The sequence below is a fragment of the Halorientalis regularis genome (assembly GCF_023698535.1).
Classification (GTDB): domain Archaea; phylum Halobacteriota; class Halobacteria; order Halobacteriales; family Haloarculaceae; genus Halorientalis; species Halorientalis regularis.
In genome coordinates this window covers 13,473-40,144 of the sequence record NZ_JALJCL010000022.1, presented here as the reverse complement: position 1 = coordinate 40,144, position 26,672 = coordinate 13,473, and the positions used below count along the sequence as shown (strand labels likewise).

Sequence of the window (26,672 nt, the reverse complement as noted above, 5' to 3'; positions counted from 1 at the left end):
CACCCTTGGGCGTGCGCTTGAACAGCGGGACGTTGAACGTGAACGGAGGCTATTCTCCTGCCGACGATGAGTCGGCCAGAACGGGAGTCCACGCTGAATCCCACCGCTTTAGCGGTGGGTAGCTCAACGACCTCGCCGACGCGTTCGCGTGGGCGGCCGATATCGTGTCGCCACGCGGCCACGGCAAGGCGTTCCTGGTCGACAGTGACCGGGTGCTGGGTTGCCAGCTGGCAGGCCGCGTCCCGGACGCGGGTGGCATGGAAGATACCGTGTGCGGGGACGGCGTCTTCGTAGTACGGGCGCGCTTGCTCACGAGCCAGCGCGGCACGGGCGGCGGGCAGCACTGCCAGCCGGCCGCTGCTGGCCGGGTAGTGGGTATGAAGTCTGCTGTGGTTGGTCGGGGCTGGCGGCTCGCATCCGGTTCGCGTGTTGGTCAAGCCGTAGCGCTGTCGAGTCGCCGCTCACTAACCAGCAATTCAGAGTCACGCAGTTTTTAATATCACCACACATTTGCTACTGTACGTCACCAGTCGCCGAATCTATTCTAGATGTTGAGGATGCTACCCCCTGAATTGTCGCTGAGTTAGGACAAGTTGATTTTCAGGCAGTCAAGGCGAATGCCCCGGGGCTTGACCCCGGGGTTGAAGCCGACAACCCGTGGCACAAATCATTAAGTAAATACACCTCTAATCAAGAGACAGCGATGGAGTACAGTCACCGCTACCCCGCGTACCCGACACAACAGGTAGCGGCTGAACTGGAACGTCACATCGACATTCATCGCCAAGCGTACAACTATACTCGGTACGAATACGAGAACGTGGATGCCGACAATATCGGCTCCGCGTACAAACACCACTACCGACTTCCCGATTGGAAAGACGAGTTTTCCATCTTCTCAGAGGTCAACCCGAAGGCCTTGCAACGAACCGTCACACGGTTCTACGACAACCTCTCGAACTTGAAAGACCAGAAGGAGAACGGGAACAAGGTTGGGAAACTTAAGTGGAAGTCGCCGAAGGAGTTCCAGAGTATGACGTTTTCGCAGTCTGGCTTCGAACTCAAAAACACGAGTGGCCGACGCGCGACACTCTGGCTCTGCAAAATAGGTGACATCCCCATCCGCTACCACCGCGAAATTCCCGATAACGCCGACATCAAGGAAGTCACAATCAAGAAAGAGACAACCGGAGAATGGTTCGTCTCCTTCGCCCTCGAAACCGACGAGGCCGACCTGCCCGAGAAACCTGACGCAAACACGCTCGACGCGAGCAACAGTGTCGGGATTGACCTCGGCATCCTGAACTACATCCACGCGTCTGATGGCAAGACGGTGGACTGGCTCGACCTCGAAGACGAGTACGAGTGTCTTCGCCGCGAACAACGCAAGTTGTCTCGCAAGGAGAAGGAATCGAACAACTACGAACAACAACGGAAGCAGGTTGCCAAGGTCAAGCGTCACATCCGTCAGAAGGTTCTGGACTACCAGCACAAGATAACGACGTGGTTGGTCCGCGAGTACGACGCCGTATTCGTCGAGGACTTGAACGTGAAGGGGATGCTAAAAGACTCGCACAACGCTCGCAACAAGCAGGATGCGGCGTGGCGGCAGTTCATCACCCTGCTCGAATACAAGGCCGACCTGTATGGCTGTTACGTCAAGCAGGTTGAACCCGAAGGGACAACCAAAGAGTGTGCGTCGTGCTGTGTGGAGACGGCGAAGCCCATCTGGGTTCGGGAACACTCTTGCCCGGCGTGTGGGTTTGAGTGTGACCGTGACGCGAATGCGGCGATGAATGTCCTGCAACGCGGTTTTTCTGAATTAGGGCTGGGATGGCCCGAAGACACGTCTGTGGAGACTGCGCTCCCTACGGACACCACTACGGTGTCTGCAAAGCGCGTCATCGAAGCAGGAAGCCTCGGGGCTTGACCCCGAGGCGATTCACAATCAGACACGTGCGCGATGACGTGGCCGATCACTACTCGGAGGCCGATCTTGAGGAAGCGTACCGACTCATCATGGCGAATCAGATTTCAGGCAGCCAGTTTCGACAGATTGTCGACCAAGCACAATATACCGCAAATCGCTGTTTTTCCATGACCTCATCGTGCTGCTGTTCCCGTCTGAGCGCCACCAGGCTGTCTTTGCCTCTTTCGATTACGCCGAAGACTTCCCAATTTTCCAGATTATCGATCAGGCCACAGACAGTACGTCGGCCAACTAGGCGTACACACGCTGCGAGTGATACTGAGCCGCGGATCAGATGGACTGGTGGGGTGATTGACGAGTCCGGGACGGGATCATCGCGCGGCGCATACGAGCTGGCCGCCGGCACCACGGGCCGCTGAGCTGTGTCTCCGACTGGCGAAGCTCTCACAACGCTGGCCCAGTCACTCAGCTTCAGTCAGCGTGGGCGTGGTCATCCTGTTCAATCGCCTCAATGCACTCCTCAAACTGCAGCGCACTCCGGATGTGGAAGTTCTTCGTGTCGGGATCGTCCGCGCTGAGAGCTTGTTCGAGATGGGCCTCTGCCTGTTCTTTGAGGGGAGGGTGCTCGCTCATCATCGGCGGGCATGGATCCTCAAATATATAGCTTACCATCTCCCCGAGATTGTCCGACGGGCTGTGGTCAGTACAGATGAATACCTAATCGGACCGGGGTTTATGACAAATGGGGTACCTATTTCGATGAGTCCAACGAGGCTGTCATAGAAGGGTTCCCATGGTTTGCTGAACCAGCTCCAACGAATCCAAAGCGCCGTGTATTTATTCCACGCTGTTCTTAACATGTCATAACTATGGCGAAATAGATGTTTGGAGTCGCTGTTGATAAGCAAATCGTGCAAGAAGTAGACAAACTGGTCGCTGAGTGTGACGATCTCGGAGTCGGCTGCTCCGAAATAATTAATCACCTCCTGTGCTATCCGGTCTGTTGGCAGTAGCCCCTGTAGCTGAAATACCAAGCGATGGTCCGAGGCTGAGTACCGCCGGTAAGACGGTGAAAGCCGTTACGAGCGACATACCAATAGCGAGAACCGTTGTCGTGCCGAAGTTCGCGAGAACGGGAAATCGCGAGAGTATTAGAACACCAAAGCCGAAGATAGTAGTGAAACTCGACCCGACAATCGGACGAGAGAGTTTCGAGACGGCTGTCGCGGCCGCACCAACCGCTGTTTGACCGTTTGTCTCGATCTCGTACTCGTAGCGTTCGAACACGTGGATACCGTAGTCGACACCGATACCAAGCGTGAGCGATGACATCGTGATTGTCAGTGGGTTCCACGGGATTCCGAGGAGATGCATCCAGCCAGTCACCAACAGGGCAGCGCTCCCGGCCACGCTGGCAATAAGTGCAGCGGCGATACGCCAAGAGAGAAACGCCAGTGAGAGCAATATAAGCCCCAATGAAAACGATAGTAGCGTCATGGGTGTCAAGCCGGCAGTGACGTTTTCGATAACGTTCCGGTTGAGGACCGGTTTACCCGTTACACTCAATTCCTCGGCGGTAGTAAGCGTCGCGTCAGCGTTGGACTCAAACTCCGAGATGAGCGTCCGGACGGATTCTCCTTCGATATCATCAACGTAGAACGTCAAGAGCATTGTACTCGGATTCTCGGCAGGTGGCTGGATGCTCGTTACTCCCACCTCGGTACTCTGCCTCGAAATGAGTCGGTCCAATTCTGCGTTGTCATCCGGTATTCGCCCATCGTTTCGGAGCCGTATTGCGGATGCGGGACTTTGGACCGCGTTGACCTGATCGTTCGCCAGCATCAGGCGTTGATAAGTCGCGACATCGCGGAACGTCTTGGAAGTGTACGCTTGGTCAGTCTCGACCATTACGTACACGACCTTTGGGCTGTCGACAGTGTCGGACAAGCGGTCCATATCGTTTTTCGCATCGAGATTCTGCGGCCAGAAGTCCATCATCTCCTGCCGTGGCTCAACCTGCGGGTAGGCATATGCACCACCGGTGACGAGTAACAATGCGACCAGGAGTGTCAACAGGGGCTTGCCTCCGGTCACGACTTGCGTGAAGCGATAGACTCCGGCTTCTAACCAATCATCGCTGCGGGCCGTTTCGCCGGTAGCTTCAAGCGACTCATGATTCCCCGTATCATAGCGGACGAGGAGAGCGGGCAGAAGAGTCACTGACAGCACCATCGCCGCGAAGACGGCAATAGCACTCGTAACACCAAACTGCCTGACCGGAGGTACCGCGGACACAAGCAGTGAACCGAGGCCGACGACGGTTGTCCCCATGGCGATGAGTAATGCGCGCCCGGTGGTCTGTGCAGCCACGCCCGCCGCATCGAGGGGGGTAACGCCAGCGCGGCGTTCCTCAACGTACCGCGAGTGGATCTGGAGACCGTAGTCGATGCCGAGGCCGAGCGCGATGGGCATGACACCGAGCATGATGGCGTTGAAATCGTACCCCAACACCCCCATCGCGCCCATCATATAGACGAGTGCTGTCAGCGCGGTTCCAAGCGGTAACAGAACGTGCCAACCCTGCTCAACTTTGCCGCGCATGACGACGTAGATCACGCCGAAAATAAGCGTAAATGCGCCAGCGAACAGCGCAATCATCTCTGGGAGCATCAACCCGAACGCGGCATTCTCAAACACCGGTTGGCCAGTGATCGTCGTCGACATGCCTGGTGGAAGCGACGCCAGCGCCGTCTCGCCGCGCACTTCGCTATAGACAATATCAGAGCCACGTTGTGGGAGAAAATTTCCCCGGTCGAACCGATCGACGCTTCCGTACGTCGCAAGGACGATTGTCGTCCCGCTCTCTGGCACTATACGCGCAACCATCGCTGCACCTGCTTCGCTCTGCTCCCGTACTTGATCGATGGATCGACGTACGCCGGCTTCAGTCTCCGGAATTTCGCCGTCGTTACCCGATCTGACAATATCAGCAATCGAGGTGACCCGCGTGATACCGTCGACGTTTGTGCGGTAGCGATGGTCGAGGCGGTCGATAGCGCGGATCGTTTCGGGATCGTAAAGCCGGTCCGACTTGACAACGACGAATACGTTGTTGCCGACGCCGAAGTCTTCTTTAACCGTTTCCCAGTTGTCGGCCGTTTGCGAGTCGTCGTCAATGTACAGAGTCATCCCCATGCTCATCTGGACGCCGCTAAGACCGACGCCCAGTGAAACAAGCGCCGTCACAAGTACGACAGCAAACACCTGACGCTGGTGGGCTGCAGCGTACTTACCTGTCGCTTCAAGAGCGTCGCGGACGGCGCGTCCGAGCGTTGTTGGCATGGTCAGGGCAGGATATGATCACTGAGGTCAGTTCGGTACACAAAGCCGATGAGTACCAACAGTGGGAGAAGTACGAGAGCTGCCAGCCCGGTCATACCAATACCAAATGGCCCACTTTCAGATTCAGTGACGTGAACAGGTGCAGTTTCGATGTCGGTGACGACACTCTCACCGAACGCATTATCATGCTTGATTGATGTATCAATTGAGTATGTCTTTGTTGTTGCGGCACTGTCGACACTGACAGTAAATGAGACAGTCGCCGTCTCGCCCGGCGCGAGTGTCCCAACATAAGCTGTGTCGTCGTCTGTCTCAAATGGCGAGTTCGTGTTGATGCGGACTTCGCTATCGTTCAGCGATGTCTTACCAGTATTTCGCACGGTAAGCTCAATAGTCTGAGTCGAGCCTGCTGGGAGTTGTGCCGTATTCACCACCTCAAATGATCGCTCAGGACCGACTGACACATCAGCCGACATCGTTTCGCTCTCAATAGTGTTACCGTACAGATCATCGTGGACAATGGTCACCGACAGTGGGTACGCTCCATCAAGCCCCCGATCAGGTACTTCGAGTTTGAATCGCGCCGTCGAAGACTCGCCCGGTTCAAGCGTTCCGAGGCTCGAACCGCTCGAAAGTAACGCAAATGGTTCCATTGAGTGTAAATGGGCCCGAGCATCTGTCGCTGGCTGACTGCCTGTGTTCGTCACTGACAATTCAACGATGCCAGTCGAGTCGACATACAGCGCCGATGTCGATGTCGTAAGATCAAATTGGGGACCGGCAGTGACCGAAACGTTGGCCGTCCGAACTGCCGACTGCCGCGGATTGTCGTTCTCGTCTTCGTAGCGTAATCGGAAATCAACGCCGTACGTCCCTGCTTCTTCGGCACCGGTCACCGTAGTCTGGAAGGTCGCCGTCGCCGTCTCGCCTGGAGCGAGACGGCCCAGTGCGACCCCGTTGCTTTGGGGTCTAAACTGGGAGGACTCAACCATACTGAGTTCAGTGTTCCGGGCGACTTCCGTCCCGCCGTTTTTGACCGTTACCGCGATACGGCCATCGGCACTATCGTAAAGTTCCTCACCGGTCGCTTCGACGATGTCGAGACGAACCGACTCTTCGATCTGGACAGTCACATGGCCTGTAATCGTCTCCGTATCACGGAGTACGTAGTACCCATCGTCATTAACAATAATCTGGTCGACGTACGTGTACGTCATCGTCACCGGCAGGCGATACATTCCAGGTGCAGCATCTTCAGCAACTTCGACGGTAATCGCTGCTTGATTACTTCCGCCTGCAGGAATCGTCCCAAGGCCTTTCTGGCCAGATTTCACCTCGAGTGGTGCATTCCCAGATTTGGCCGTTGCAGTCGTTGTACCTGCCGACCCAAGCCTAATTTGGTGTGTCTGAACCACCTGAGAAAGATCACCGATCGATCGATCAAAATTCATATTCCCCCCTTGTTGGTTCTGCACTGCCACAGTAACGGTTGCTGTCTCGCCAGGTGACAGCGTATTTCCTGATTGTACTGTTGGTTCCAACTCCGGTTCTGAGAAGTCGTCATACTGGGTTGCTGCAACCGATGCTGGGACCACTGTCAGAGACGCTCCAACTAAAAACAACACCAATGCACCTGCTACGATTCGCCGACGAGCCCTATATTGCATACAACACACAATATTGTGCACAAATACATAAATGTGTCTGAACACATGATATACGCGGTGGTGCAGAATACGTCTCAAGGTCTAAATCGACGGATTTCAGTTGGAGAGAGTTCATCAGTGGTTGGTTGATTAGCGAAGGTTTGTTCTCGATTCCTGAAAAGCAGTCGAGCGACATTACAAATCGAGATATGGCAGTAGAGGGTCTGTAAATACTTCTGCACCACCGCCTATATAACGAAAATTGAGTTATTCAAGACCAATGAGTTGCTCTTTGCCAAATTTAGATGTTTAGCCAATGGTACTGAGCAATGATCTCATCAAGTCTGATTGGAACAATGGCTGCTGAAATTCGCAATATCGCACGTTGAAACTACCTACTCTCAGCTACGTAATCATAACTCTCAGTTTTGACCCAATCTATGGGCTGAGCAGGGCGAGTGCCTCGAGGCTTAACTCCGAGGGTGAAGCCCGTCAAGCGGTTGATCTGCGTCCAGTACACAGTTGCTCCTATCCCCGCATTGTTCAAACGACCTTGTGAAGCAGGTTGTTGATATCTCATTCTGCGTTTCTGGGATGGATCTTGACCGCTGTCTGAACCGGTGACGACGGTGTTCAGAGGAGGGTTCTGTGATCAGGTCCAAAATCAAAACTACACGATAGCGCGTCATCAACAATGTACTACGCAAGAGCGTTGTGTCGAAATCAATGGCGACAGAAACGATTGTCGGGGCGCTGCCCGGCAGACACTCCCGCCGTGAGGTCCAGTTGGAAACGGTTGATATGGTTACGAAGGGCGATCTGGAGGAACACCCGGTATCCGATGCTCTCTGCCGTGCACCGGATTCAACTTAGGACTCTACGTGCGAGGTCCAAAGTTCGAAGCGGATGCGCTCCATTTCGCTTATAAAGAAAGTGTACTGTGGTGTCCGAGTCTGTAAATTCTTAAGTTCGTGCGAAAGTCTGAGTGACACCGGAGCAGGTCGACCAGATGCGAACAGCCGTCTTCCAGACCAGCGCGGACTACCTCGCCGAGCGGAACGACACGATGATTGCGCTGCTGTATGATGCCGACCTCCGGGTCGGGGAGCTGGTCAATGTCGACGTCGAGTACCTCCGCGGGCACCACGCCAAACTCTACCTGACGACCGAGATCCAGGAGGACTACCCCAACGATAATTCTCCGACCCCAAAGACGCTCGCGCTCACGAGCGATACCACACACGCGCTCACCACGTACCTGAACACGCCCTGGAAAAATCCCGATGCACTCTTTCCCTCATGCTCGAACGATCGGATCACCACCCAGGGTGTCCGGAACGTCGTCGAGAAGGCCGCCGCCGAAGCCGACGTGCGGCCGTACGAGATCGGCGGGACGCAAGGCGATCCAGCCGACGTGTCGCCCCACGCACTCCGGCACGGCGTCGCCTACTGGATGATAAACCACGAGACCGGCAACACACTCTACGACGTGCGGAATCGACTCCGGTACCGCTCGATCCAGACTACTGAGCAGATCTACGACCACATCACTGAAGCCTGACCCAACATTGCATCACTCGTTTTTGCCCCTGTGTTCGCTACGAAGCCTATTGATAACAGATTTCGCAAATGGTGATCCCGTCCGAGCTGCCGCATCAATCAGACTGACCAGCAGCAGTGCCCCGATACTATAAGTCAGCGATCCTATCACACCGAGTGAAATATTGAGGACTGCAGTTGGCAAGTCTCGAATTCCGGCCCGAACTGCGCCTAACAGCACCGCGACAATCACGGTAAAAAGCAGTGTTCGTGTCGCTATTGCTAGTCGCGCATCAAGACCGACACCAATCGCAAACCACAGCACCGCAGGATACGAGAGGGCAACCACTACGACAAGTGGCCCCACGATAATGAGTGGAGCAGTAGAAAACAGACTCAGTGGCAGAATCGCGAGTACAGCAACGGCGATCGCAAACTCGATCTTCGGTTCATGTACAAGCAGACCACTGTAGTTTGCCAGCGTAACTTCATCCAGCAACAGTAGTGCACCAGCTACCGCTGCGCCAACACTCCCCACGACAAAGCCAAGCGAACTCTGGGTGATGAGTGGGACAAAGATAATCAGAAGAGAACTAATGAGGAGTGTGACGCCTTTCTGCAAATACTGTAATGACTCATCAAGCTGTGTCTGCAAGTTGTTGAGGACCTCTTGATTGTGTTCTAAGGCAGATATTAGATCCAAGAGGAGTAATCGTTCAGATTTTTCATCAGCGGTGTCACCATGTATAGCCGCATATCGCGATGGTTTCACGCCCGAGCGCATCTCCGCTGAGGACATCAGTTCGATAGCTATCGGGAAGAACTTCACAAACACAAAATAAATTGCATGAGCGAGAAGTATGAAGGTCCCAAATATAGCAATAGAAACAATCAGTTCTGAGTCATATTCTTGGAGGAACGTCTCTGTCGTTGCTTCTGTGGCCAACGCCGTGATACTCTTGAGTGAAAAGAGTTCAAGAACAGTACCAGACTCAATCCATAGTATCAGCGCGAGAATCGGCAATAGCGCGCCAAAGGGCACTAAAACAGACTTGACGAGTTTCTCAGCGCGCCTCTGTATATCTCGTTTTTCATCGAATTGGTTCCGAATATCCTGTTGAGCCTGTCGGAGATCGCGATTTTCTAACTGGTGCTTGCGCGGACCATCTGCCATCTATGTAACTGTGTCATTAGTAATTTCTCTCATATATAACTCGGCTTATGCCATGTGTTGGGTACTTATCGTATACCAATCCTTCGTTCGCCATTTGTCAGACAACTATCGGAGAAATCAGACGTTGAGTAGATGACGGGCGCTCCAACCAAGACACCGGAGTATGATACTATTCCACACATGATATCAGCTGGAAACTACTTGGTAGCTAAACTGGAAGTAGACTCAGACGAGAATCCCCGGAATTGTCGGATTAAAGCGTCAAGAAAGTCAACTTCGGAGAGTGCTGCCGCTTACAAACTACGCAAACCGAGAGGTGGCTTCGTGCTTAATCGTACCGGCGCAGGAAGTCACCCAATGCACGAACGAATGTATTTGCCGAGATGACTGGCGGTGACCGGATCGGTTCGCCGACCCCGACCTTGATGAGATAATCGGTGAGCTGCCAGAGGTTGTACAGCAGTGACGCCAGCACGAAATTACACAGACGCACGCGGTAGTCAGTTGACGATGTCCGCGGGAGGAACTCTTCAATAGACTTGTACTGGTTCTCGATATCCCGTCGGCGGTTGTATTCGTTGATGACCGAGTCGATTTCCTCGGGAGCAACGTGGTCACGGTTCGTGCTGTATGCGCCGTAGTTCCCGTCAGCATCATCAGTATCAACCGGCGCATAGACGTATTCCGCGGAGTGACGATAGCCATCGTCACTCCTGAACGGCACATCGTGAATGACACCAGCGTCCGCACCCTCGGTCGATTTGATATCCTCGATAGCGTCGAGGTCATCTGCGTACTTCGGGACAGGTGCAAGATACGTCGGGTAGCGTTCATCAACGGCTGTGTAGACCTCGTAGCTGTGGAAGCCACGGCCAAACATCACTTCGTCAATGTCGACATACTGTTGTGCCTGGTTCAAAAGGCGTGCAACTAGTTCGCCCTTCGCGTACGAGGCGGCGTCTTTATTCTCCCAGACAGAGTTTGGTTTGATGGGCTCAACAGCGAGGATGATCGGAGCGACATCGCCTACAAGCGTGATAATGGCGTACTTGTAGCCGCGCTTCACCTCACCATCGTGCTTGTAGCCGCTTACCATCGGTAGGAATGTACTCTTCGCAACCCCCTCATCCTTGTTCTCCCACGGCGTGGGCCAGAATCGCTCGTAAGTAATGCCGATAGCGGCGGTGACGTGGCGGTCATCGAACGGATCGTCGTCACGAATCGTTCCTAAGATATGGTCAGTTGCAGATTCGAAAGAGTCCATCAGCGTATCGCGGATTTCCGTGATTGCCGGCATTCGATCATCCGCAGCGAAGTCATCGATGGTGAGCTGTGCCTCTTCGGTTCCGAGCGTAGCGAATTGCTTGACTACTCGAAGAATCGTATCGCGGGAGGCAGTAGTACTACCATCGGTGAGCCAGTGTATTCGCCTTCGCCGTGGACGCTCTCACCCATCGTGCATATCCGAGCAACTATCTCCAAAATCGCTTTGTCGTCGTAGGTACGATTGTCTGCTTGACTGCTGTCGAAGACAGGGAAAGGTGCTGCTACTGACGCTGTGGAGAGTTCACAGCTGTCTAGGTGACTGTGTGCCAGCGCTGGTGCTCATCAAGACTAAAGACAAGTAGGGCCGACACCAGTGCCGACCCCCAGGTTGGCCAGTTGAACCAACGACGCCGATGCCAATAAGCGTTGGCACCTGACTACGCGTCTATATGTTCGGGGCTGGATACCTATTGCCGTCTTGGGATTGCCCGGATCATTCCCTGTGTCTGTCGGCAGTTGGCCTGCCCCGGTAGGACCTTGGCATCCGAATCCTACCAGGAAAAATAGTATTTTGTGTGTCGTTGACTCCACCGCCCGTGTATCGGCGTGTGAATGTGGCGTGGTTGGGCCGGGTAGCGAACACTGCTGTGTCGAGATCGCATCGCCGGGCAGCTTGACCAACCGCCGGGGCGTATATTTTCGGGCCGAGTACGCAGACCATGCCTAATCTTTGATCCTTGGCTGAACACCGTCAATTGAATAGAGCAAACATTTATTATAAAATGGTGGGATTACCAACCGAAGACCATGAAAGAACCAATCAAACAACGACGAACACTTTTAACTGCTGCCGCTGCGGGGGCCGCTTTGCTAGCAGGATGTTCATCAGACTCGGGTGAGGGTACAAATACTCAAACTCCGGAAGTCGAAACCCTGGACCCACGGACAGATGACGATTCATCAGAACAGACTGACTCTGATCCTCAAGAGGAACAGAATATGACCTCTACGGCCGAGGAAACGGGGCAAACTGAGACACCAGAACCCTCCATACAATTCAATGCAGAACTGAATTCAATCACTAAATGTGGGACGACGTGTAGAGAAATTGATTACACGATTCAAAACACTGGCCGAGCGGCCGCAGAAGGGGTAACAGCCCGCATTCGAGTACGCACGGGTGGTGAACAAGTGTATAACGAAGCTCAATCAATCGACAATATACCAAGCCGCGCACAAAAGTCTGGGATTGTACACGAAATTGATGTTGGGATTGGGGGCGGTTCAAAAATCAAGAGTAACGACGGTGAGGTCACCTTATTCCTTGAACCGGAAGCAAGTAATGGTGCAGCAGAGACGTTCTCTTTCGAACGAACACTGGATGTGTAAAACGCTTCTATCAAACGCTACGGGTGCCGTGAGAGCAGACTCTTGAAGATTTTCAAGGATTGCTCTAACAACAGCCATATCCGGTTGTATTTCTATAGTGTTCTCCCTCTCTCGCTGAGACCGCAAACTGGAGGACAGTCGGTCAGCTGCTTGGGGACTTTGACGTTCAGTTCTTTCAACGCCGCGCAAATCTGATCCTGCGCCGTGAGTTTGGGCGCCGGTGTGTCGGTCTGTGCTGATGTGGCTGGTGGGATCGTACCTGATGCTGGTGAGCACGAACTCGGTGGCTGGGCCGCCGTCCGTTACCGACCGGTTGCAGTATACAGATACCCAGCACACACTGCGAGAACCAACTCAGCTGCCTTGGAGACAACCGCCATCGGATTGAGGCTGCCCTGTCTGTAGAACGCCTCAACACTGAAACCCTGGAACGCGAATAGTGCGATGATCGTCACCAGGGCGTATGCAACCGTAAGCAGGTAGAGTTCTCGCCGCCAGTAGCGACTGAGATACAGGCCGATACCGCCCAGAAAGCCAAGCCCATTCAGAATGAACAGGGTACCAAGCAGCTGGCTGAAGCCCATCACTTGTGGACCGAGGAAGAGATGCAGAATGCCTGTGACCAGCGCTGCCAAGATGGCCAGGTACCCTACCGGATGTGTGGGAGCACTCAGAATCGAGCCACTAGCGGTTGATGATTGCGTGGACATCACTTCCACAATCGTCACGAGTGTATTCAGTGCTGTTGTCGATTTTCAACGCGGAAGAACAGGCACAAATTCCATACCACTGCGTCATGCAGTTGTACGACTGTACTGACTACGGGTGGCTTGGCGGGTGAATACTGAATCACGGCAGCCGCGGCAGTCAGTTACTCGTCCCGAGCGCGCTGAAGGAATGCAATTGCCGCCCCAAGAAGTGCGAGATTTTGGAGGAAGGCAGTCAATTCCTCACCGCGTTGCTCCTCATCGACGGCCCAGAAATTGTGCATGAGTGGCGTCACGCCAATGAAGAAAGCTGTCACACTCCCAGCGGAGAGTTTCGGGAATTTCCACGCACTGATGCCTAGCCCGCCCCCAAGCAGGAGGCCGCTGGCTGCCGGGACAAGCGTGTCGGCTTTGGGAACATCTTTGGCATTGGCATATGCAATTCGCCCGTTGAGGTCTGTGAGGTTCCGTACAGCCAGGACAATAAGGCCGCCGCCAAACAGCAAGCGTCCAAGGCGTGACGGTGCAGTCGTGTCGTCTGTCTCAGTCTCAACCATGGTTGGTGGATAGGGTGCTGGCAATTTAACCACCACGCTTGTCACAGGTGGCAATCGTCGGTTTGTGGTGGTTCGATATCGTGCCACGCAAGGCCTTCTAGATACGGTCACACAGCTTATCCTGATAGGTTTGATCTTGGCTGTGTCAGCTTGAGCCGGTAGATTGGGAAGGATGTGCGTGTGTAGGTCATCTCGAATTGACTGGACACCATTAGGATATATTCAAACGCAGGAAGGCGGTTTTTAGAGTATACAGTTCCTCTGTGCGACGAAAACATCAATATCCAATTTCAATATCAACCTCCGCAGGAACTGATTCAAATTGCCCGGGCGGCTCCGCCTCTAGTTTTTCATATGGTTAATGACAAAGTAGTAATTCCCCTTCGGAATCACAAACGTGCCTGAATCACCGGCTGTGTCTTCGGTTGTGGCAACCGGTTCAATAACTTGGTCTTTTTCATACCTACAAAACCGCGGGTTGAAATGACAAAAACATCAACCAGGGAGCCATTTTTAGAATTAATATAGCAGTTGAACTGTCTCGGAATCAATGCTGAAATCATATGCGGCGAAGGTGCCTTCTTCAATGGTTCTCGACTCATCAGCTAACACATCCGCGCTGGGAGGAGATACTGTGTCAGCTCTATATTCGTCTGCAGTATCACGACGTTTTGTCTACATATGTGTATTATCTTTGCTACTAGAGAGTGTTTCATCACTCACACATCCCGAAACCACAATACCGGTCATTGTCCCGCAGGTTGCCAAAGATCTCCGCCGTGATGTTTGCATACTTTTTCATGTCTATCGTATGTCTAAAGTTTATAGGCTGAACAGGCGCAATACCACGGCCTTCAGGCCGTGGATACGCGCCGTCAATTTGGGAGAGAATCCACGTTTGATCCCCCCGTGAGTTTCAGAATACTGGCGTTTAAATGACAGGTAGCCTTACGCTGAGGTAGGAATCGGTCGGAACGGAGCGGATTCCGAACCGTCCTTCAGAGGCGGCCTGTCCGCCCACGTAACGAGGCAGTATCCGAAAAGGCAGTCAGTGAACGCATATTCCAGAAGAGTGTGTCTGTGCCGACTGCTCAAAGCGAGACAGACGATACCCCCAACTCCGCTGATGCCTGCTGGCGTCCCCGTGGCAAGAACAACACCTGGACGCCGTACACGGTCGAGGATAGGGGTAACGGCCACTTGGCATGGCCAGCAGCCTACTAGTCCGATACCGTGGGACTACCCGTGCCCGAAAGGAATTGTAGTCCGGTGATTGGACTCCAAACCTGAAACTCCCACCGCTCGGGATTCCTCCGCGTTCACGCGGAGGAGGATGTCAACGCTCACCCATCAGATTTTGATAATCAATCGAATTCCCATTCGCACCTCTACAGGCGAGGCAGGCCGAGTACCTCAGGGCTTGACCCCGAGGGGGTTCACAACATAACTCGGTTCGCAATGTGTCATCACTTAGCTATCTGGTGGAATTATATATATGAAGAGATACAATGTACGAGTATGGATCGACGTCAATTTCTCACATCAGTCGGTGCTGTAATTACCATGTCTACTGCGGGGTGTAGTAGCGAATCGGCAACGGACTCACCGAATCCGGATTCAACGGACGACACCGAAGGCCCCGAAACAACAACGGAAGCAATCGAAACATCAACACAAGCGCGATCTTCGACGCCAGTCTCAGATACCAATATTTTAATTGATGATACAATCGAACTGTCTGAAGGAGAGAATTCACATGCCGACTTTAGTGTCTCGTCACCGGCTACCGTTGAATACGACTTTACGGTTCAAGATAATATAGAAATCGATTTCTTTGTTCTTTCACTTGGGAATTTCCAGCGTTACCGATCTGGTCAGTCCTTCACCGCCATTCAAGCCGTAGATGGTAGTGAAGCAGCTGACAATATCAGCATCTCTCGGGGAAACTATTATGTAGTTCTTGATCACTCAGATCGCGGGCCAACATCGCCACCCGGTCAGTTTGAGAAGGTTTCAGCCACGGTTGATGCCACTATCTCATATACCATTTGACCACCTAACGGGTACAGAATACTCTTTCCTCACCTGCTGAACACAAGCGGCCTATGGTTTTGTGAGCCGAATGGATACATCACGAATGTCATTTCCCGCGTGTAGTCGGTTGCGAAGATGATCCGATACTGTTCAGCGTCATTCTTTTCATATGTCGTTTCGTCGGGGAGCATATTCTCGTAGTCTGCACGCCGCATGGCCGCATCATCGGACTGTGGTATCTGTGGGCCGACAGTCAGGAGTCGCCACTGTGTATATCCGAGCTGAATATCATCGTCGGGGAGTGTTCGTACTGTCGTGTTAACGTCCGGATCGAGAATCCCCGCTCGTTCTTCGTCCGGCAGGTGGTCCCAGAAACCGGTGTCGACGCGACCGCCCGGATCGAGCGCGTTGACGTTGATCCCGAACTCATCGAGTTCCTTTGCCTGCGTGTGGGTCATCCCCTCCAGCGCCCACTTCGAGGTGACGTACGGCCCCCACCAGGCCGATCCACGGCGACCCAGGCCTGAGGAGACGTTGACGACGTTCCCGCGGCTGACCTCGATCATCTTGGGGACGGCGTACTTCGAGCAGAGGAAGACGCCGATGACGTTCACCTCTATGATCTGGCGGAAGTCCTCAGTGTCGACGTCGTGGAGCAGTCGCCCCTCGTCGTAGATGTTCAGGAGGCCGATGCCGGCGTTGTTCACGAGGCCGGTGACCGACTTCGTCGGGATGAGCCTCTACTTCACGCCGGAGGCCAGCGGCTGGTTCGGCTCCTGGACGGTGTTCTTCTGGGCGTGGTGGCTCACGTTCGCGCCCATGGTCGGCGTGTTCATGGCTCGGATCTCCCGCGGCCGGACACTTCGCCAGCTCGTGTTCGCCGGCATTCTCGGCTCGTTCGCACTCACCGTCCCCTGGTACGTCGCGACCGGCGGCTCGGCACTCTGGCTACAGACGACCGGGCAGGCCGACCTGCTGGCCGTGTATTCGGATGTCGGTCTCGCTGGCGTCAGCTTCGCCCTGTTCGATCAGCTGCTGCCGTTCGCCGATCTGTTCTCCGCGATCCTGCTGGGACTCGTGTTGAGCTTCCTCATCACGACGCTCGATTCGGCGACCTTTAGCTCCTCCATGATCGCGAACGAGGGCGAACCGTCACCGTCGACCCTCAACCGGATCACGTGGGGGCTGGTTCTGGGATTCCTGACGATCGCACCCACTCTCGCCGGTGGGATCTCCGTTCTCCGCTCGTTCACCGTCCTCGCCGGCATCCCGGCCGCGATACTGTGTCTGATCGCGCTGGTCGGCATGGTCGTGCAACTCGAACGTCACGCCCCCGTGTTGCTAAGTGAATCCAAGTACACGGACACCGACATCGCGTCGAGCGTTCGACGGAAATTACCGGACCGGGTGGCGGAGAACCAACCGACCGACGATTGACACTGAATCCAGTCCCCTCCGTCCGAGCAACGGTTCTCGTGCCCGGGAGGTTCGGTCGGTTCGCTCAGTCCTCGACGTCACGCTCACGCACTTCCGGCGCTGGATCTTCCCGGTCGTCGTCGGTAACGTGTCGACGAACGCTATGTCGCGCGGCTACTCGTATCCTGATTGCCTGTACTTATATGGGCGGACATAGCCGGCGAACATCTTATGTTAGTAGGTCGGTGTAAGGTACCCAATGTCATGAACCGCCGGGCAATTTTAGCAGCTATTGGCTCGATACTCGCTGCAGGATGTTCTCAAAACAAAAGGGGTGGAGAATCTCGCGGGGCCCACAAGAGTGGATTCGGAATCGGAAACAGCGCGGATACGCCTGTTGACTTTGGCTTAAAAGGCAAGAACCAATCATTTGAGTTTAACTATGGAGATGACCCAAAATTTGACTTCAATAAAAGTCAGGGGGGATCCGACATTACGTTTGATATTGCCGGTGAGGAAAACAACAAGCGGGATTCTCTTCCAACTCCATCTGAAACGAACGAACGGGCTACGGAGTATCTTGTCCAAGCTCGCCGAACCCTCAACGAGGCAATAAAGATTTATGCAGGATTTGGTGGGGAACGTATCGATATAACTTCTGTTACACCAACAACAGAATCATTTTCGCAATATCAAGTGAAAAGCAAGATCGACAATGCAAAACAGCCATTGCGAAAAGCAACAGAATATGCGACAGAAGGTCAGAAAGTATATATATTGGCACTTGAGCAGGTAGGGATCTTTCTGAAGCACACTACAAACGCCGAGGCAGAATTACAGACAGCACTTTCTGAATACGAGACCAGTATGAACTTTTTCTATGATGGTGGCACCATGAATTTTGACGCAGCGCAGAAACGGCTTCGAGATCATACAGCACGAGTCCAAGACGAGGTTGATCTGATTCGATCGGAAGCCGATTCAACCGCTCTGCAAGTTATCGGTTCAGATGCCGAAAAGCTATATGAAGCCAAGTTAGCGCAGTTCGAGGCACTTATTCAGACATTCCGTTCGCTAGATCAGGGAATCAGTGAGATCGGGGATGGGCTAGCTGACTTAAAAAAGGGCACTGAATTATACACTGATAGAGAATATCAGGATGCGTCGTTTGACCTGACCTCTGCCACAACCGCACTCTCATCTGGGAAACGTGCATTTGGAACTGCACGTGGCAACGGTGTTTTGCAATCTGAAATAAAACCAGGTTTGGATTTTGCGACTGTACTCTACCGGATCGCGGATGACCTCACCGAGAGTGCGGAGGCAAAAACCGACAACGATGATGAAAGGTATGTAGAATATCGAGAACGAGCGGTTGCCCACTTGCAATCAGATGATAGAACGGAATACATGAGCGAAATCAACAAGATACAGTGGTAGGTGCATTGGTGTGCCGATAAGCGCCGAAGGTAGAGACTAGGGGCAATCGGTGCGTGTAGGGAGTTTGGATGGCAGTTGCCCCTGTTTCATGTTTAAGATTCAGTCACACAATCGGTACTTCCCAATCGAGGATTTGTAAGCCGAGTTGAATCGGTGTGAGCCGTTCTATCGCCCGTGAAGGGGTCAGCCTCAGTGATGTCGATGGCGACGATGCCTGCGCGAAAGAACTCCTCTGTCTCTGCGACCTCGTCGATGAGGTGCCGGTCACTTGTCCATATATCTCTCGAATCTGCTCGATAGAGAGGGCGCGAATGTGATCGCAATGAGCGTGCCCGAGTGGTGTCCGCTCCCACGTCGACTCGTGGATGAAGCTACGTGCGCCCTCGTTAGCCGCCAAGTTCTCATGGAACCCTAGATGGGTCTGTAAGCTCCAGTAGGTGTTCTCATGAATCTCACAGCCGTCTCCGCGTTCCAATGAGAACGCGGGGAAGACGACGCGGCTGACGTGCTCGGCAATCGTCCCAGTTTTGTCGAGGATATCTCGGTTGTTTGGGTCTGATTCGTTGGCATCGTCACTCCGAGGCAAGAGGCTTCGTTCCGGTTCATGTGGGACACTGACATCAGCATTCAAGGATCTCTTCCCTGGTAGGCTGGTAGTGTTCAGATTAGCTGATTCCATGCGAAGGCGAACGATTGGAGCCAGTCGTCAACTGTGTCTCGCTCGGCGTTGCTGAAACAGTTTGAGAACGAGGAGGTGCGGCGTTTTACCTCACGAAAGACACGTTCGGCACTGTTCCGATTTCCATGGCGCTCGTATCTGAAATCGAGGCCGTGTCGCTGGCAGGCGTCTTTCAGTGGTGCTGCACCATCGAGGAGAAACACAGCGTCGTCCACGTCGTGTTTCTCGCGGAGTTCGGCAAAGAATGCGTGAGCAAGAGCATTCGTTCTCACCGGTTCAAGCTTTGTGTAGAGTAATTCGTTCGTGTCGGGATCGACCGCAGCGTACAGCCAGTATTGCTCGTCGTTGAGTCGGATCACGGTCTCGTTGACCGCAACGTGATCCGGACAGCATCCAGTTTTGGGCTGTAGATCTGCCTTGTGAACCCAATTATGCACGGTGGATCGCGCTCGCTCGACGCCAAATATATCAATTGCCAAACTGTATTCGAAAGTGAGAGTCCGGTGAGATGCAGCTGAATACCGAACTTCATCAGCAGCCGCGGTGTCGCTTCGCGTTCAACAAACTCTAAGTCGATCCGGTCGATACTCCCGCCGAGGCGTGTGTTTTTGGGCATGGACACTCAGAAAACACACCGCCTCACTATTCATCCTTATCTGAACACCGCCGGTAGGCTCCGAAGAGGTCATGAACAGGCGAGACGGGATGGTCTCTCGCCTGGAGACCATCCCTCAGAAACGCGCATACTCGCCCGGCGCATCAATCTACGACACCAGTCGGGCCGCCCTTACGAGAGACTGGCGGAATCGGTCTCGGGGTAAATACGTACAGAATCCGATACGCCACCGGATCGGCCGGGAGTGGTGCGAGTTGCCCGACCACGGCCTGTTGCTGTTCGAGTTCGGCTTCTAACTGCTTGGCCCGTTCGTAGCGCTGCTGGGCATTAGCTGCCGGATCTTGCTCGAGATCCAGTATCACCTCGATGGCCTCTCCCTGTGGAGTCTCCAGAGTGACTGTGAGTTCGCCCGCCTCCCAGTGGTCGCCGGACTTGTTGTGCGCCTGCTGGAGAGTATCTTTGACCGTCTGATAACGGGTTATGAGAGGGTGTCGTAGAACGAGTAGCACACCAAAGAGTAGGGTGAACGCTGAGGTGGATGAGTTCAGCGGCCCTGCAAGATGATCCTTCGGTAGAGTCGTTCTTCAATGTCGCGGAAACCGAGACGCTAGCGGTGTTTGAGCATCTCTCCTTCAAGTTTCTCGAAGAGTTCGACGTGTTCGCCCCGGCGCAGACAGGGCGAACACGAGAACACGAACCACCAGAGCTGATGGGTGGCTTGCTCCATTGCTACTACCACGACATCTACGGCATTCGTTCCGTTGTGCGAGAACTTCGGAACACGGTCGTTTGGCTTAGCTGTGGCTTCGATCGGCCGCCGTCGCGAAACGCGGTCGATTGCTTTCTCACTGACCTCGAATATGTCGTTGACGAAGTCTTTGACCGACTCGTCGAGCAGGCCGCCCGGCGTGGCCTGCTCGACTTGACCTATTGCATCGATTCAAGCGACGTGAGGGCGATGCCCGCCGATCAAGACGCGTCGAAGTGCTACGATCCAACCGACGACAAGTACTACTACGGCTACGGTTGCACGATCGTCTCAACCGGGCAAAAGATCACAATTGCAGCGGAATTCACAGAGAGTAAGCAAGCGCCAAAGGAGACGGCGATGCACGTCACCCGTGACGCGCTCGCCGTCGCCCAACCGCTGTGGATGGTCGGTGACAGCGCCTACGACACACTCGACTGGCACGACTACCTGTTGGCCGCAGGTGTCGTGCCAGTCGCTCCGTATAACGCACGAAACACCGACGATCCGAAAGAAATCAAGTACAGGGTCAAAGACCGCATCAACGAACACAGCGAGGACGTTCAGCCATTCGTCTTTAGCTAAGACCAGCAGTAGTATCTCACCAGATAATTATGTTCAATAGTAGTAGATGAAGAAATCTAACGACTGAAACGCTCCTGCAGCTGAAAGTAGCCGATACAGAACCTTTGGAAACCGTCTTTTCGTCCCGTAGCAGTCGTGTTCTAACGAGATCCACTCTCAAATCGACGCGGTCAAGTATTACTCTGAGTATTAGGTAAAGACGAATGGACGTTCAGCTGAAGCAGTCCACGTTGGATGAGACATACAACCGCCGGACAGGAGTCGAACGAACCAACGAATCAGTGAAAGACTGCGGCCTCGCGCGTGCGTTCGCTCGAGGCTGCGTCCACGCACGAGCGGAGGTGTTTTTTGCCCTGTGCCTGCGCCTCGTCGTCGTAATCACCAACTACGAACGCGGAGACAATCCGGGAAGTACCGTGATCACAGTGTGAGAATACTTCTATGACACCCTCTCTATAAGGACCTACTCAACCGGTGTCGCGCTTGTCGTCTCTACCACCGACTTCAAGATCGACCACTTCACCGACCAGATAACTGTCACCAACTACAGGATTAAATCGCGGTGCAGTCTCTCGAACCAAACGATACCCCTTTTGTGGCGGAACACCAGAATAAACATAGATGTCTGAGCGATCACGGCGTTGGGTGCTAAGTGCTGCTGGAACAGCACTCACAACAGCCGGATGTATCGGAACCGCATCGGACAAGAATACGAGCGACCCAGCAAATCCTGAATTGGTAGCCGATACCCCTACACCGACGGCAACCCCGAACTCGCCCCCAAAGAAGAATGAAGATCTCACCACCCCTCAGACAGACTCGACCCCAGAACCGGAGACACCAACTCACGAGCCTGAACCCAACGCGTGGCGCATCACAAATGAAGTCATCCGAATCCCCGGATATCGAATGCGATCGCACCGATTTGTCCTCAAGCGTAGGGCTACGTTTGCTTATGAATTCACAATTCGAGAAGGACCAAAGGTTGACGCATATCTCCTATCTAAGTCAGATAACCTATTTGAGTCAGAATGGGATGCTTTCAAAGCACGAAACGAATTCCAGCCTCTAATCGCAGACGAGGGTGTTCGCAGTGGTAAAGACTCAATTAATCTTGAAGCAGGTACCTATGTGTTTGTTGTCGACAATACCAACCGTGGTCCGACAACTGTCCCCAAAGACGTAGGAGAACACGTGGCTGTGGCAGAGATTCATGCTGCATACAAGCCATTCCGGTGATTATTAGAGCAGTAGCGGGCTAGAATCCTACGACATCACAGTAGTTGCTGATACTCACGGACAGAAGTACGTAAGAGGCTGTCATAGAATGGTTCTCATGGTTTGCTGAACCAGCTACGAGCGTGTCATAGAAACCCTCCCAAGGGAGGCCGCAGGGTTTGGAAACTGTGCCCAACAGTACCAACGCCCTGCAAGACGTGGCTTCGGTAGACAAATTCTTGAATGCGGCGGCTACCGAGACAGTACCGCTGTTCAACCATCTTGAGTTCGAGTTTCTCCTAGAGTACGACGTGTTCGCCCCCGCTTCGAGGGGCGAACACGAGTTCACGAGCCACCAGACCTCTTTCGCAGCTTTCTGCACTGCTACTACGAGGATGTCTACGGCACGCGTCCGGTTACACGAGAACTTCAGAACGGCCTTGTCTGGTACTACTGTGGACTCGACAAACCGCCATCCAGAGACACGGTTGACCGGTTTCTCACCGACCTCGAACACGTTATCGACGATGTCTTCGACAGACTCGTCGAGCAGGCCGCCGTCCGTGGCCTGCTCGACTCCACGTACTCTATCGATTCGACCCACGTCGAGCGACTCAGTACAACGACGCTGCCTCGTGGAACTACGACCCCACAGCCGAAGAATACTACTACGGCTTCGGCTGTACGATTGTCTCGACCGGCGCTAAGATCGCGATTGCAGCGGAGTTCACACAGACCAAGCAAGCAGATCAAGAGACGGCGATGCGCGTCACGCGTGACGCGCTCGCCGTCGATACACCGGTCGGATGCTTGGAGACAGCGCCTACGACACGCTTGACTGGCACGACCACCTGCTGGCCGCAGGGGTCGTGCCAATCGCTCCATACAATCCGCGAAACACTGATGACCCGAAAGACATCGAGTACAGGGTCAAAGACCGCATCACGGAACACAGCGAGGACGTTCAGATGAAACAGTCCATCTTGGACGAGACGTACAATGACCGGACGGGAGTTGAACGAACCAATGACGCAGTCAAGGACTGCGGCCTCGGGCACGTCCGCGTCCGAAGCCGCGTCCACGCACGAACAGAAATGTTCCTGTCACTGTGTCTCCGACTCGTCGTTGCAATCACCAACTACGAGCGAGGAGACGATCCCCGTTGAGAGAACCTCACGCTATGGAACGGATTCTATGACACGCTCTACTTGTCTGAAAAGAGGTACTCCGAGTGCGGCGTGTCGCTATCCTCGTCGGGCAGTACGTAATCGGCTTCGATGCGACCGTCTGTGGTAGCGAGGCTCACGTAGTCGTCGTGGAACGTCGCAGTGCGGTGGTCGTAGACGACGTGTGGGCTGGTGAACGTGGGTTTGGACGCTTTCTTGCCTTGCTTCCAGCGTTCAACGACGCTCTTACAGGCTTCAGCGGCCTTGTTCCGAGCGGCTTGCACCAGTCCACCGTTGAAGCTGTCCGTGGCTTCTCGCACATCGTCGTAGGTCTCGTCATCCAGCGTGGTCTTGCTGGTGGTGACGTACTCGCCTTGGAAAGCGTGGTCTACGACGTACTGAGCGCACCAGAGGAAGGTGTCTACGGTGTCTTCGAGGAGTGCGGCGTCGTCACTGTCTACATCGAGCGCAACGGGGACAGTACGCCGCACCTCCATATCTTATATGTAGGACAGGTAATTCTTAAACATTTGGGAGTCGGCCTGCTACTGGAGCGTGGTTTGATTCCCAGTTGTCGGCTTCATCCCACGGGTAAAGCCGTGGGTTTTCGCCTCGTGTTTTGTATAATGACGCCGATTATCCCGTTTTGGTGGTCATCTGTGACCGAAGTACGCCTGCTCGGTTGTTTGTCGTTCGAGTATTGATCTGGTATCAAGGGGATTTCTTCGAGTGGAATGCCTTGTCTCGCTCGTCTCATCACTTGTGGGCGGACGAGACGTCTCTCGTTTTGGATGACGTGTACGGGACTACCGACACGGTTATTTTTGATGTGGGGACTCGGAAAGACGGCATGGAGTACGAGCGGCGGGCTCTCGAACAACCGCTCTACGGATCGGTCAACGTCTACCGGATCGGGGACACACTCGTCGACACCGGCCACGTCGCCGAGCGGTCGCGGATGGAACTCCGGGCCGCGCTCGAGGACGGGGCACTCGCTGGCATCGAGCGGGTGGTTCTGACCCACCCACACATCGACCACGTCGGCGGCAGTCAGACGATCCCGGAACTCGCGGCGCTCCCCCACGTCGTCTTCGAAGGTGTTCCACCCCTCATCACCGACTTTTCCGGCTATCTCGAAGCGGGCCACGCGGAGATCCGCGAGCGGAGTGCTGGCCTTCCCGGCGACCGGAGCGCGATCGACGAGTCGTACTTCCCGCTGGACGACTACGCCGAGGACGACATCGAGATCAGTCGCGTCGTCGGTGACGGCGATACGGTCCGGTTGGGCGAGTACGAATGTGAGGTCCTTCACACGCCCGGCCACTCCGAACAGCACATGGCACTGTGGCACGCCGACAGCAAGACGATGGTCTCGGCCGACCTCGTCTCGACGAACGGCCACTTCATGTACGGCCCGCTCCACGGGGACGTAGGTACGTATATCGAGTCCTTAGAGCGTCTGCGGACCTACGACGCCGACCGGCTGGTGCCCGGTCACGGGCCGGTGATGGACGATCCCACGGCGCGGATCGATGACGCACTCCGGAAGGCTCGGGCGGCCGAGAGAGAAATCGAAAGGGCGATCGAAACCGCCGAGGGACCCGTCGCGGCCAGCGATCTCGCCAGAGAGGTGTTCGATGCCGATGACGCGACCGTCGGCTTCCTCACCCTCGTCGTTTGTGAGTATCTGGAGCATCTGGCCGAGGAGGGGGAACTTTCGGTTTCGGTCGGCGAGGACGGCGTCTACGGCGTGGCGTAGACAATCGCTTTACTCGCAGAGATACAGCTCCCGCAATTGTGCCACATATTGGGTATCCCACCCTTTGGTTTCCACGTAGTAGGTGAGCACTGCGTTGACGTATCCATCGGGGATGCTCTCGTGGGTCGCCAGCGTGCAAAGGATATGCGGTGTCGTGAAGAGGGTATTCCGGTCGTCGAGTGCGAGGGCGACGAACAGATAGTTCGTCGTATTGAACTCATCGGTGATGAAGAGGTCTGCCTCCAATTCGTTGGCCAACCAGATACAATCGGATTCGCCGCGATCAAGCCCGTAGTCGGGTGGTTCGTCGGCCCGCTCGTCGACGTTGTGCGTCCTCAGATGATGCGTTGCTTGGAGCACGAGATCGGCGGCTGCTGCGAGGAGATCGTCACTTCCTGTCGCGTCGGTGATCTCGCCAAGGACGCTCGCGGGTGTATGGACGTCGTACGCGGTGAGGAGTGCTTTGAGTGGATCCGCGCCAGTAGGTGCCTGTGTTCGCCCGTCAACGACCGGTGTCGCAAGATTCAAGAGCACATTCGTGTCGACGACAGCCACGGCGCGCTCCGACATCGTCAGGTGCGTGACTCGCCATCCGATGCGTCAGGCGCGTTCGAACCCGTCCATTCGGGAATCTCGCCGTCGTAGAAGTCATCATCACTCGGGAGGTCGTCCTCGAGTTTGGGGGTGGCAGGTGTCCGGTCCATCGACTCCCGGAGAAGTTTCAACCGCATCGCCTCTTCCCGCCCCAGGATTGCCTCGACGGTATCGTAGCCAACGCGGTCATCGTAGTAGGCGTCGCTCAGTCGCCGGCGGAACTCCTCGTCGTTTGCCAGTTCTTCGAGCTCGTCCTCGAGGGCATCGATGAGGAGGCGGGTGCGAGAGATATCGAGGATTTCAACGACGCTATCGGCACGCTCGACGAGGGACTTCGGGGCATTGAAATCGACGCGGGTTTTCTCTCCGGCCATCAATTGTGTGTAGAGTCTACACATATTTAATCTCGTTGGCGTCCACTCCTAGCCGCAGCCGCCACCTGTCGTGGCAGCCACGAAATCTTGGCTGATACGGTCGAGGTACGCTATTTGCTATGCGGGCTGATCACCGAGGAGGTACATGTCGACTGATATCGTCCTCGACCCTTCCCGGGGAATTCGATTAGCATGATGAACAGTATATTTACCCAATGAACGATAATAGTCGGGCAATGACCCACGCTAAGCAGTCACAGATCGATTTTCGCGAATCAGAGGAGTTTGTCGTTGGTGATGATGGGATGGTACGGGTCAAAATGGAAACGCTCCAGAAACACGGGCCCCGCAATGACTGTTCGTCGCTGGGGTTTTGGCCCTTCTGAGGCCACAGCTACTGAATAGCAGAGAGCTGTTTACTATTGTTGGTGTGGCTGCTCTCGCGCGATATATACATATCGACGGCCTTAGATCGCTTTATACTATCTGTAGG

General features: G+C 54.5%; 21 protein-coding genes and 6 pseudogenes. 11 read left to right on the top strand and 16 right to left on the bottom strand.

The annotated features are described in order from the left end of the window. A pseudogene (locus MU521_RS21905) lies at positions 1-344 on the bottom strand (hypothetical protein); the annotation flags it as partial. 359 nt (positions 345-703) lie between these two features. Between MU521_RS21905 and MU521_RS20080 the strand changes: the two are divergent. Continuing rightward, positions 704-1,930: an RNA-guided endonuclease InsQ/TnpB family protein gene (locus MU521_RS20080; RefSeq protein WP_092695554.1), complete on the top strand. Its 1,227-nt coding sequence runs from the start codon at positions 704-706 to the stop codon at positions 1,928-1,930. A gap of 471 nt (positions 1,931-2,401) precedes the next feature. On the opposite strand, the gene MU521_RS20075 is transcribed toward MU521_RS20080, so the two are convergent. From MU521_RS20075 to MU521_RS20065, 3 genes are all read right to left on the bottom strand, one after another. Beyond that, positions 2,402-2,563 (bottom strand): hypothetical protein, encoded by a 162-nt coding sequence (locus tag MU521_RS20075; protein WP_175452959.1) that lies wholly within the window; start codon positions 2,561-2,563, stop codon positions 2,402-2,404. Positions 2,564-2,905: 342 nt separating this feature from the next. Beyond that, the gene (locus MU521_RS20070) at positions 2,906-5,272 is read right to left on the bottom strand and encodes an efflux RND transporter permease subunit (RefSeq protein ID WP_092695552.1); all 2,367 of its coding nucleotides are present in this window, start codon (positions 5,270-5,272) and stop codon (positions 2,906-2,908) included. A 2-nt stretch (positions 5,273-5,274) separates the two neighbouring features. Next, positions 5,275-6,939, bottom strand: a complete 1,665-nt coding sequence (locus MU521_RS20065) for a COG1361 S-layer family protein (protein WP_092695550.1) — start codon at positions 6,937-6,939, stop codon at positions 5,275-5,277. Positions 6,940-7,903: 964 nt separating this feature from the next. Between MU521_RS20065 and MU521_RS20060 the strand changes: the two genes are divergently transcribed. Further along, positions 7,904-8,479, top strand: a complete 576-nt coding sequence (locus tag MU521_RS20060) for a tyrosine-type recombinase/integrase (RefSeq protein WP_349356966.1) — start codon at positions 7,904-7,906, stop codon at positions 8,477-8,479. Positions 8,480-8,491: 12 nt separating this feature from the next. Here MU521_RS20060 and MU521_RS20055 read toward each other — a convergent pair whose 3' ends face one another. After that, positions 8,492-9,631, bottom strand: coding sequence for a hypothetical protein (locus MU521_RS20055; RefSeq protein WP_092695548.1), 1,140 nt, complete (start codon positions 9,629-9,631; stop codon positions 8,492-8,494). Between the two features lie 328 nt (positions 9,632-9,959). Then, on the bottom strand, positions 9,960-10,928 hold the full coding sequence (locus MU521_RS20050) for a hypothetical protein (RefSeq protein WP_092695546.1): 969 nt from the start codon (positions 10,926-10,928) through the stop codon (positions 9,960-9,962). Between the two features lie 776 nt (positions 10,929-11,704). Here MU521_RS20050 and MU521_RS20045 point away from each other — a divergent pair. Further along, positions 11,705-12,286, top strand: a complete 582-nt coding sequence (locus tag MU521_RS20045) for a hypothetical protein (RefSeq protein ID WP_139171214.1) — start codon at positions 11,705-11,707, stop codon at positions 12,284-12,286. 302 nt (positions 12,287-12,588) lie between these two features. On the opposite strand, the gene MU521_RS20040 is transcribed toward MU521_RS20045, so the two are convergent. The 3 genes from MU521_RS20040 to MU521_RS20030 form a co-directional block, all read right to left on the bottom strand. Further along, positions 12,589-12,996: a DUF7475 family protein gene (locus tag MU521_RS20040; protein WP_092695556.1), complete on the bottom strand. Its 408-nt coding sequence runs from the start codon at positions 12,994-12,996 to the stop codon at positions 12,589-12,591. A 161-nt stretch (positions 12,997-13,157) separates the two neighbouring features. Then, positions 13,158-13,550 carry a DoxX family protein gene (locus MU521_RS20035; protein WP_092695544.1) on the bottom strand — a complete coding sequence of 131 codons (393 nt, stop codon included), beginning with the start codon at positions 13,548-13,550 and terminating at the stop codon, positions 13,158-13,160. 389 nt (positions 13,551-13,939) lie between these two features. Then, positions 13,940-14,152, bottom strand: coding sequence for a hypothetical protein (locus MU521_RS20030; protein ID WP_139171213.1), 213 nt, complete (start codon positions 14,150-14,152; stop codon positions 13,940-13,942). Positions 14,153-15,068: 916 nt separating this feature from the next. On the opposite strand from MU521_RS20030, the gene MU521_RS20025 reads away from it, so the two are divergent. Beyond that, the gene (locus MU521_RS20025; RefSeq protein ID WP_139171212.1) at positions 15,069-15,602 is read left to right on the top strand and encodes a hypothetical protein; all 534 of its coding nucleotides are present in this window, start codon (positions 15,069-15,071) and stop codon (positions 15,600-15,602) included. A 29-nt stretch (positions 15,603-15,631) separates the two neighbouring features. Here the strand turns inward: MU521_RS20025 and MU521_RS20020 are convergent, their stop codons facing one another. Further along, on the bottom strand, positions 15,632-16,291 hold the full coding sequence (locus MU521_RS20020) for an SDR family NAD(P)-dependent oxidoreductase (RefSeq protein WP_245681248.1): 660 nt from the start codon (positions 16,289-16,291) through the stop codon (positions 15,632-15,634). Here MU521_RS20020 and MU521_RS20015 point away from each other — a divergent pair. Both MU521_RS20015 and MU521_RS20010 read left to right on the top strand, forming a co-directional pair. Beyond that, positions 16,275-17,021 carry a BCCT family transporter gene (locus tag MU521_RS20015; protein WP_250864825.1) on the top strand — a complete coding sequence of 249 codons (747 nt, stop codon included), beginning with the start codon at positions 16,275-16,277 and terminating at the stop codon, positions 17,019-17,021. The genes MU521_RS20020 and MU521_RS20015 overlap by 17 nt on opposite strands. 243 nt (positions 17,022-17,264) lie before the next feature. Continuing rightward, positions 17,265-18,440: a hypothetical protein gene (locus tag MU521_RS20010; RefSeq protein WP_139171211.1), complete on the top strand. Its 1,176-nt coding sequence runs from the start codon at positions 17,265-17,267 to the stop codon at positions 18,438-18,440. 149 nt (positions 18,441-18,589) lie between these two features. Here the strand turns inward: MU521_RS20010 and MU521_RS20005 are convergent. From MU521_RS20005 to MU521_RS19995, 3 genes and pseudogenes are all read right to left on the bottom strand, one after another. Next, a pseudogene (locus tag MU521_RS20005) lies at positions 18,590-19,077 on the bottom strand (transposase); the annotation flags it as partial. 23 nt (positions 19,078-19,100) lie between these two features. Next, positions 19,101-19,735, bottom strand: a pseudogene (locus MU521_RS20000) (IS6 family transposase). A 143-nt stretch (positions 19,736-19,878) separates the two neighbouring features. Continuing rightward, positions 19,879-20,244, bottom strand: coding sequence for a hypothetical protein (locus MU521_RS19995; protein WP_250864824.1), 366 nt, complete (start codon positions 20,242-20,244; stop codon positions 19,879-19,881). A gap of 29 nt (positions 20,245-20,273) precedes the next feature. On the opposite strand from MU521_RS19995, the pseudogene MU521_RS19990 reads away from it, so the two are divergent. The 4 genes and pseudogenes from MU521_RS19990 to MU521_RS19975 all read left to right on the top strand — a co-directional run. Further along, positions 20,274-21,050 (top strand): annotated as a pseudogene (locus MU521_RS19990) (transposase); the annotation flags it as partial. A 221-nt stretch (positions 21,051-21,271) separates the two neighbouring features. Then, complete coding sequence (locus tag MU521_RS19985; RefSeq protein WP_432613039.1) at positions 21,272-21,499, top strand: transposase; 228 nt, start codon at positions 21,272-21,274, stop codon at positions 21,497-21,499. Between the two features lie 190 nt (positions 21,500-21,689). Next, entirely contained in the window at positions 21,690-22,307 is a 618-nt protein-coding gene (locus MU521_RS19980) for a hypothetical protein (RefSeq protein ID WP_139171209.1), read from the top strand. Positions 22,308-22,474: 167 nt separating this feature from the next. Next, positions 22,475-23,452 (top strand): annotated as a pseudogene (locus MU521_RS19975) (transposase). Positions 23,453-23,493: 41 nt separating this feature from the next. On the opposite strand, the pseudogene MU521_RS19970 reads toward MU521_RS19975, so the two are convergent. Further along, positions 23,494-23,949, bottom strand: a pseudogene (locus MU521_RS19970) (nuclease/transposase family protein); the annotation flags it as partial. A gap of 353 nt (positions 23,950-24,302) precedes the next feature. Here MU521_RS19970 and MU521_RS19965 point away from each other — a divergent pair. Continuing rightward, complete coding sequence (locus MU521_RS19965) at positions 24,303-25,211, top strand: MBL fold metallo-hydrolase (protein ID WP_092695630.1); 909 nt, start codon at positions 24,303-24,305, stop codon at positions 25,209-25,211. A 9-nt stretch (positions 25,212-25,220) separates the two neighbouring features. Here MU521_RS19965 and MU521_RS19960 read toward each other — a convergent pair whose 3' ends face one another. Together MU521_RS19960 and MU521_RS19955 are read right to left on the bottom strand one after the other, a co-directional pair. Next, positions 25,221-25,781 carry a hypothetical protein gene (locus MU521_RS19960; protein WP_092695632.1) on the bottom strand — a complete coding sequence of 187 codons (561 nt, stop codon included), beginning with the start codon at positions 25,779-25,781 and terminating at the stop codon, positions 25,221-25,223. Positions 25,782-25,783: 2 nt separating this feature from the next. After that, positions 25,784-26,179, bottom strand: coding sequence for a hypothetical protein (locus MU521_RS19955; protein ID WP_092695634.1), 396 nt, complete (start codon positions 26,177-26,179; stop codon positions 25,784-25,786). Positions 26,180-26,672: the final 493 nt, after the last annotated feature.

Coding starts and splice junctions, on each gene's coding strand:
- MU521_RS20080 (WP_092695554.1), top strand. CDS start 704: ATGGAGTACAGTCACCGCTACCCCGCGTACCCGACACAACAGGTAGCG.
- MU521_RS20075 (WP_175452959.1), bottom strand. CDS start 2,563: ATGAGCGAGCACCCTCCCCTCAAAGAACAGGCAGAGGCCCATCTCGAA.
- MU521_RS20070 (WP_092695552.1), bottom strand. CDS start 5,272: ATGCCAACAACGCTCGGACGCGCCGTCCGCGACGCTCTTGAAGCGACA.
- MU521_RS20065 (WP_092695550.1), bottom strand. CDS start 6,939: ATGCAATATAGGGCTCGTCGGCGAATCGTAGCAGGTGCATTGGTGTTG.
- MU521_RS20055 (WP_092695548.1), bottom strand. CDS start 9,631: ATGGCAGATGGTCCGCGCAAGCACCAGTTAGAAAATCGCGATCTCCGA.
- MU521_RS20050 (WP_092695546.1), bottom strand. CDS start 10,928: ATGCCGGCAATCACGGAAATCCGCGATACGCTGATGGACTCTTTCGAA.
- MU521_RS20045 (WP_139171214.1), top strand. CDS start 11,705: ATGAAAGAACCAATCAAACAACGACGAACACTTTTAACTGCTGCCGCT.
- MU521_RS20040 (WP_092695556.1), bottom strand. CDS start 12,996: ATGTCCACGCAATCATCAACCGCTAGTGGCTCGATTCTGAGTGCTCCC.
- MU521_RS20035 (WP_092695544.1), bottom strand. CDS start 13,550: ATGGTTGAGACTGAGACAGACGACACGACTGCACCGTCACGCCTTGGA.
- MU521_RS20030 (WP_139171213.1), bottom strand. CDS start 14,152: ATGAGTCGAGAACCATTGAAGAAGGCACCTTCGCCGCATATGATTTCA.
- MU521_RS20025 (WP_139171212.1), top strand. CDS start 15,069: ATGGATCGACGTCAATTTCTCACATCAGTCGGTGCTGTAATTACCATG.
- MU521_RS20015 (WP_250864825.1), top strand. CDS start 16,275: ATGCCGGCGTTGTTCACGAGGCCGGTGACCGACTTCGTCGGGATGAGC.
- MU521_RS20010 (WP_139171211.1), top strand. CDS start 17,265: ATGAACCGCCGGGCAATTTTAGCAGCTATTGGCTCGATACTCGCTGCA.
- MU521_RS19985 (WP_432613039.1), top strand. CDS start 21,272: ATGGACGTTCAGCTGAAGCAGTCCACGTTGGATGAGACATACAACCGC.
- MU521_RS19980 (WP_139171209.1), top strand. CDS start 21,690: ATGTCTGAGCGATCACGGCGTTGGGTGCTAAGTGCTGCTGGAACAGCA.
- MU521_RS19965 (WP_092695630.1), top strand. CDS start 24,303: ATGGAGTACGAGCGGCGGGCTCTCGAACAACCGCTCTACGGATCGGTC.
- MU521_RS19960 (WP_092695632.1), bottom strand. CDS start 25,781: ATGTCGGAGCGCGCCGTGGCTGTCGTCGACACGAATGTGCTCTTGAAT.
- MU521_RS19955 (WP_092695634.1), bottom strand. CDS start 26,179: ATGGCCGGAGAGAAAACCCGCGTCGATTTCAATGCCCCGAAGTCCCTC.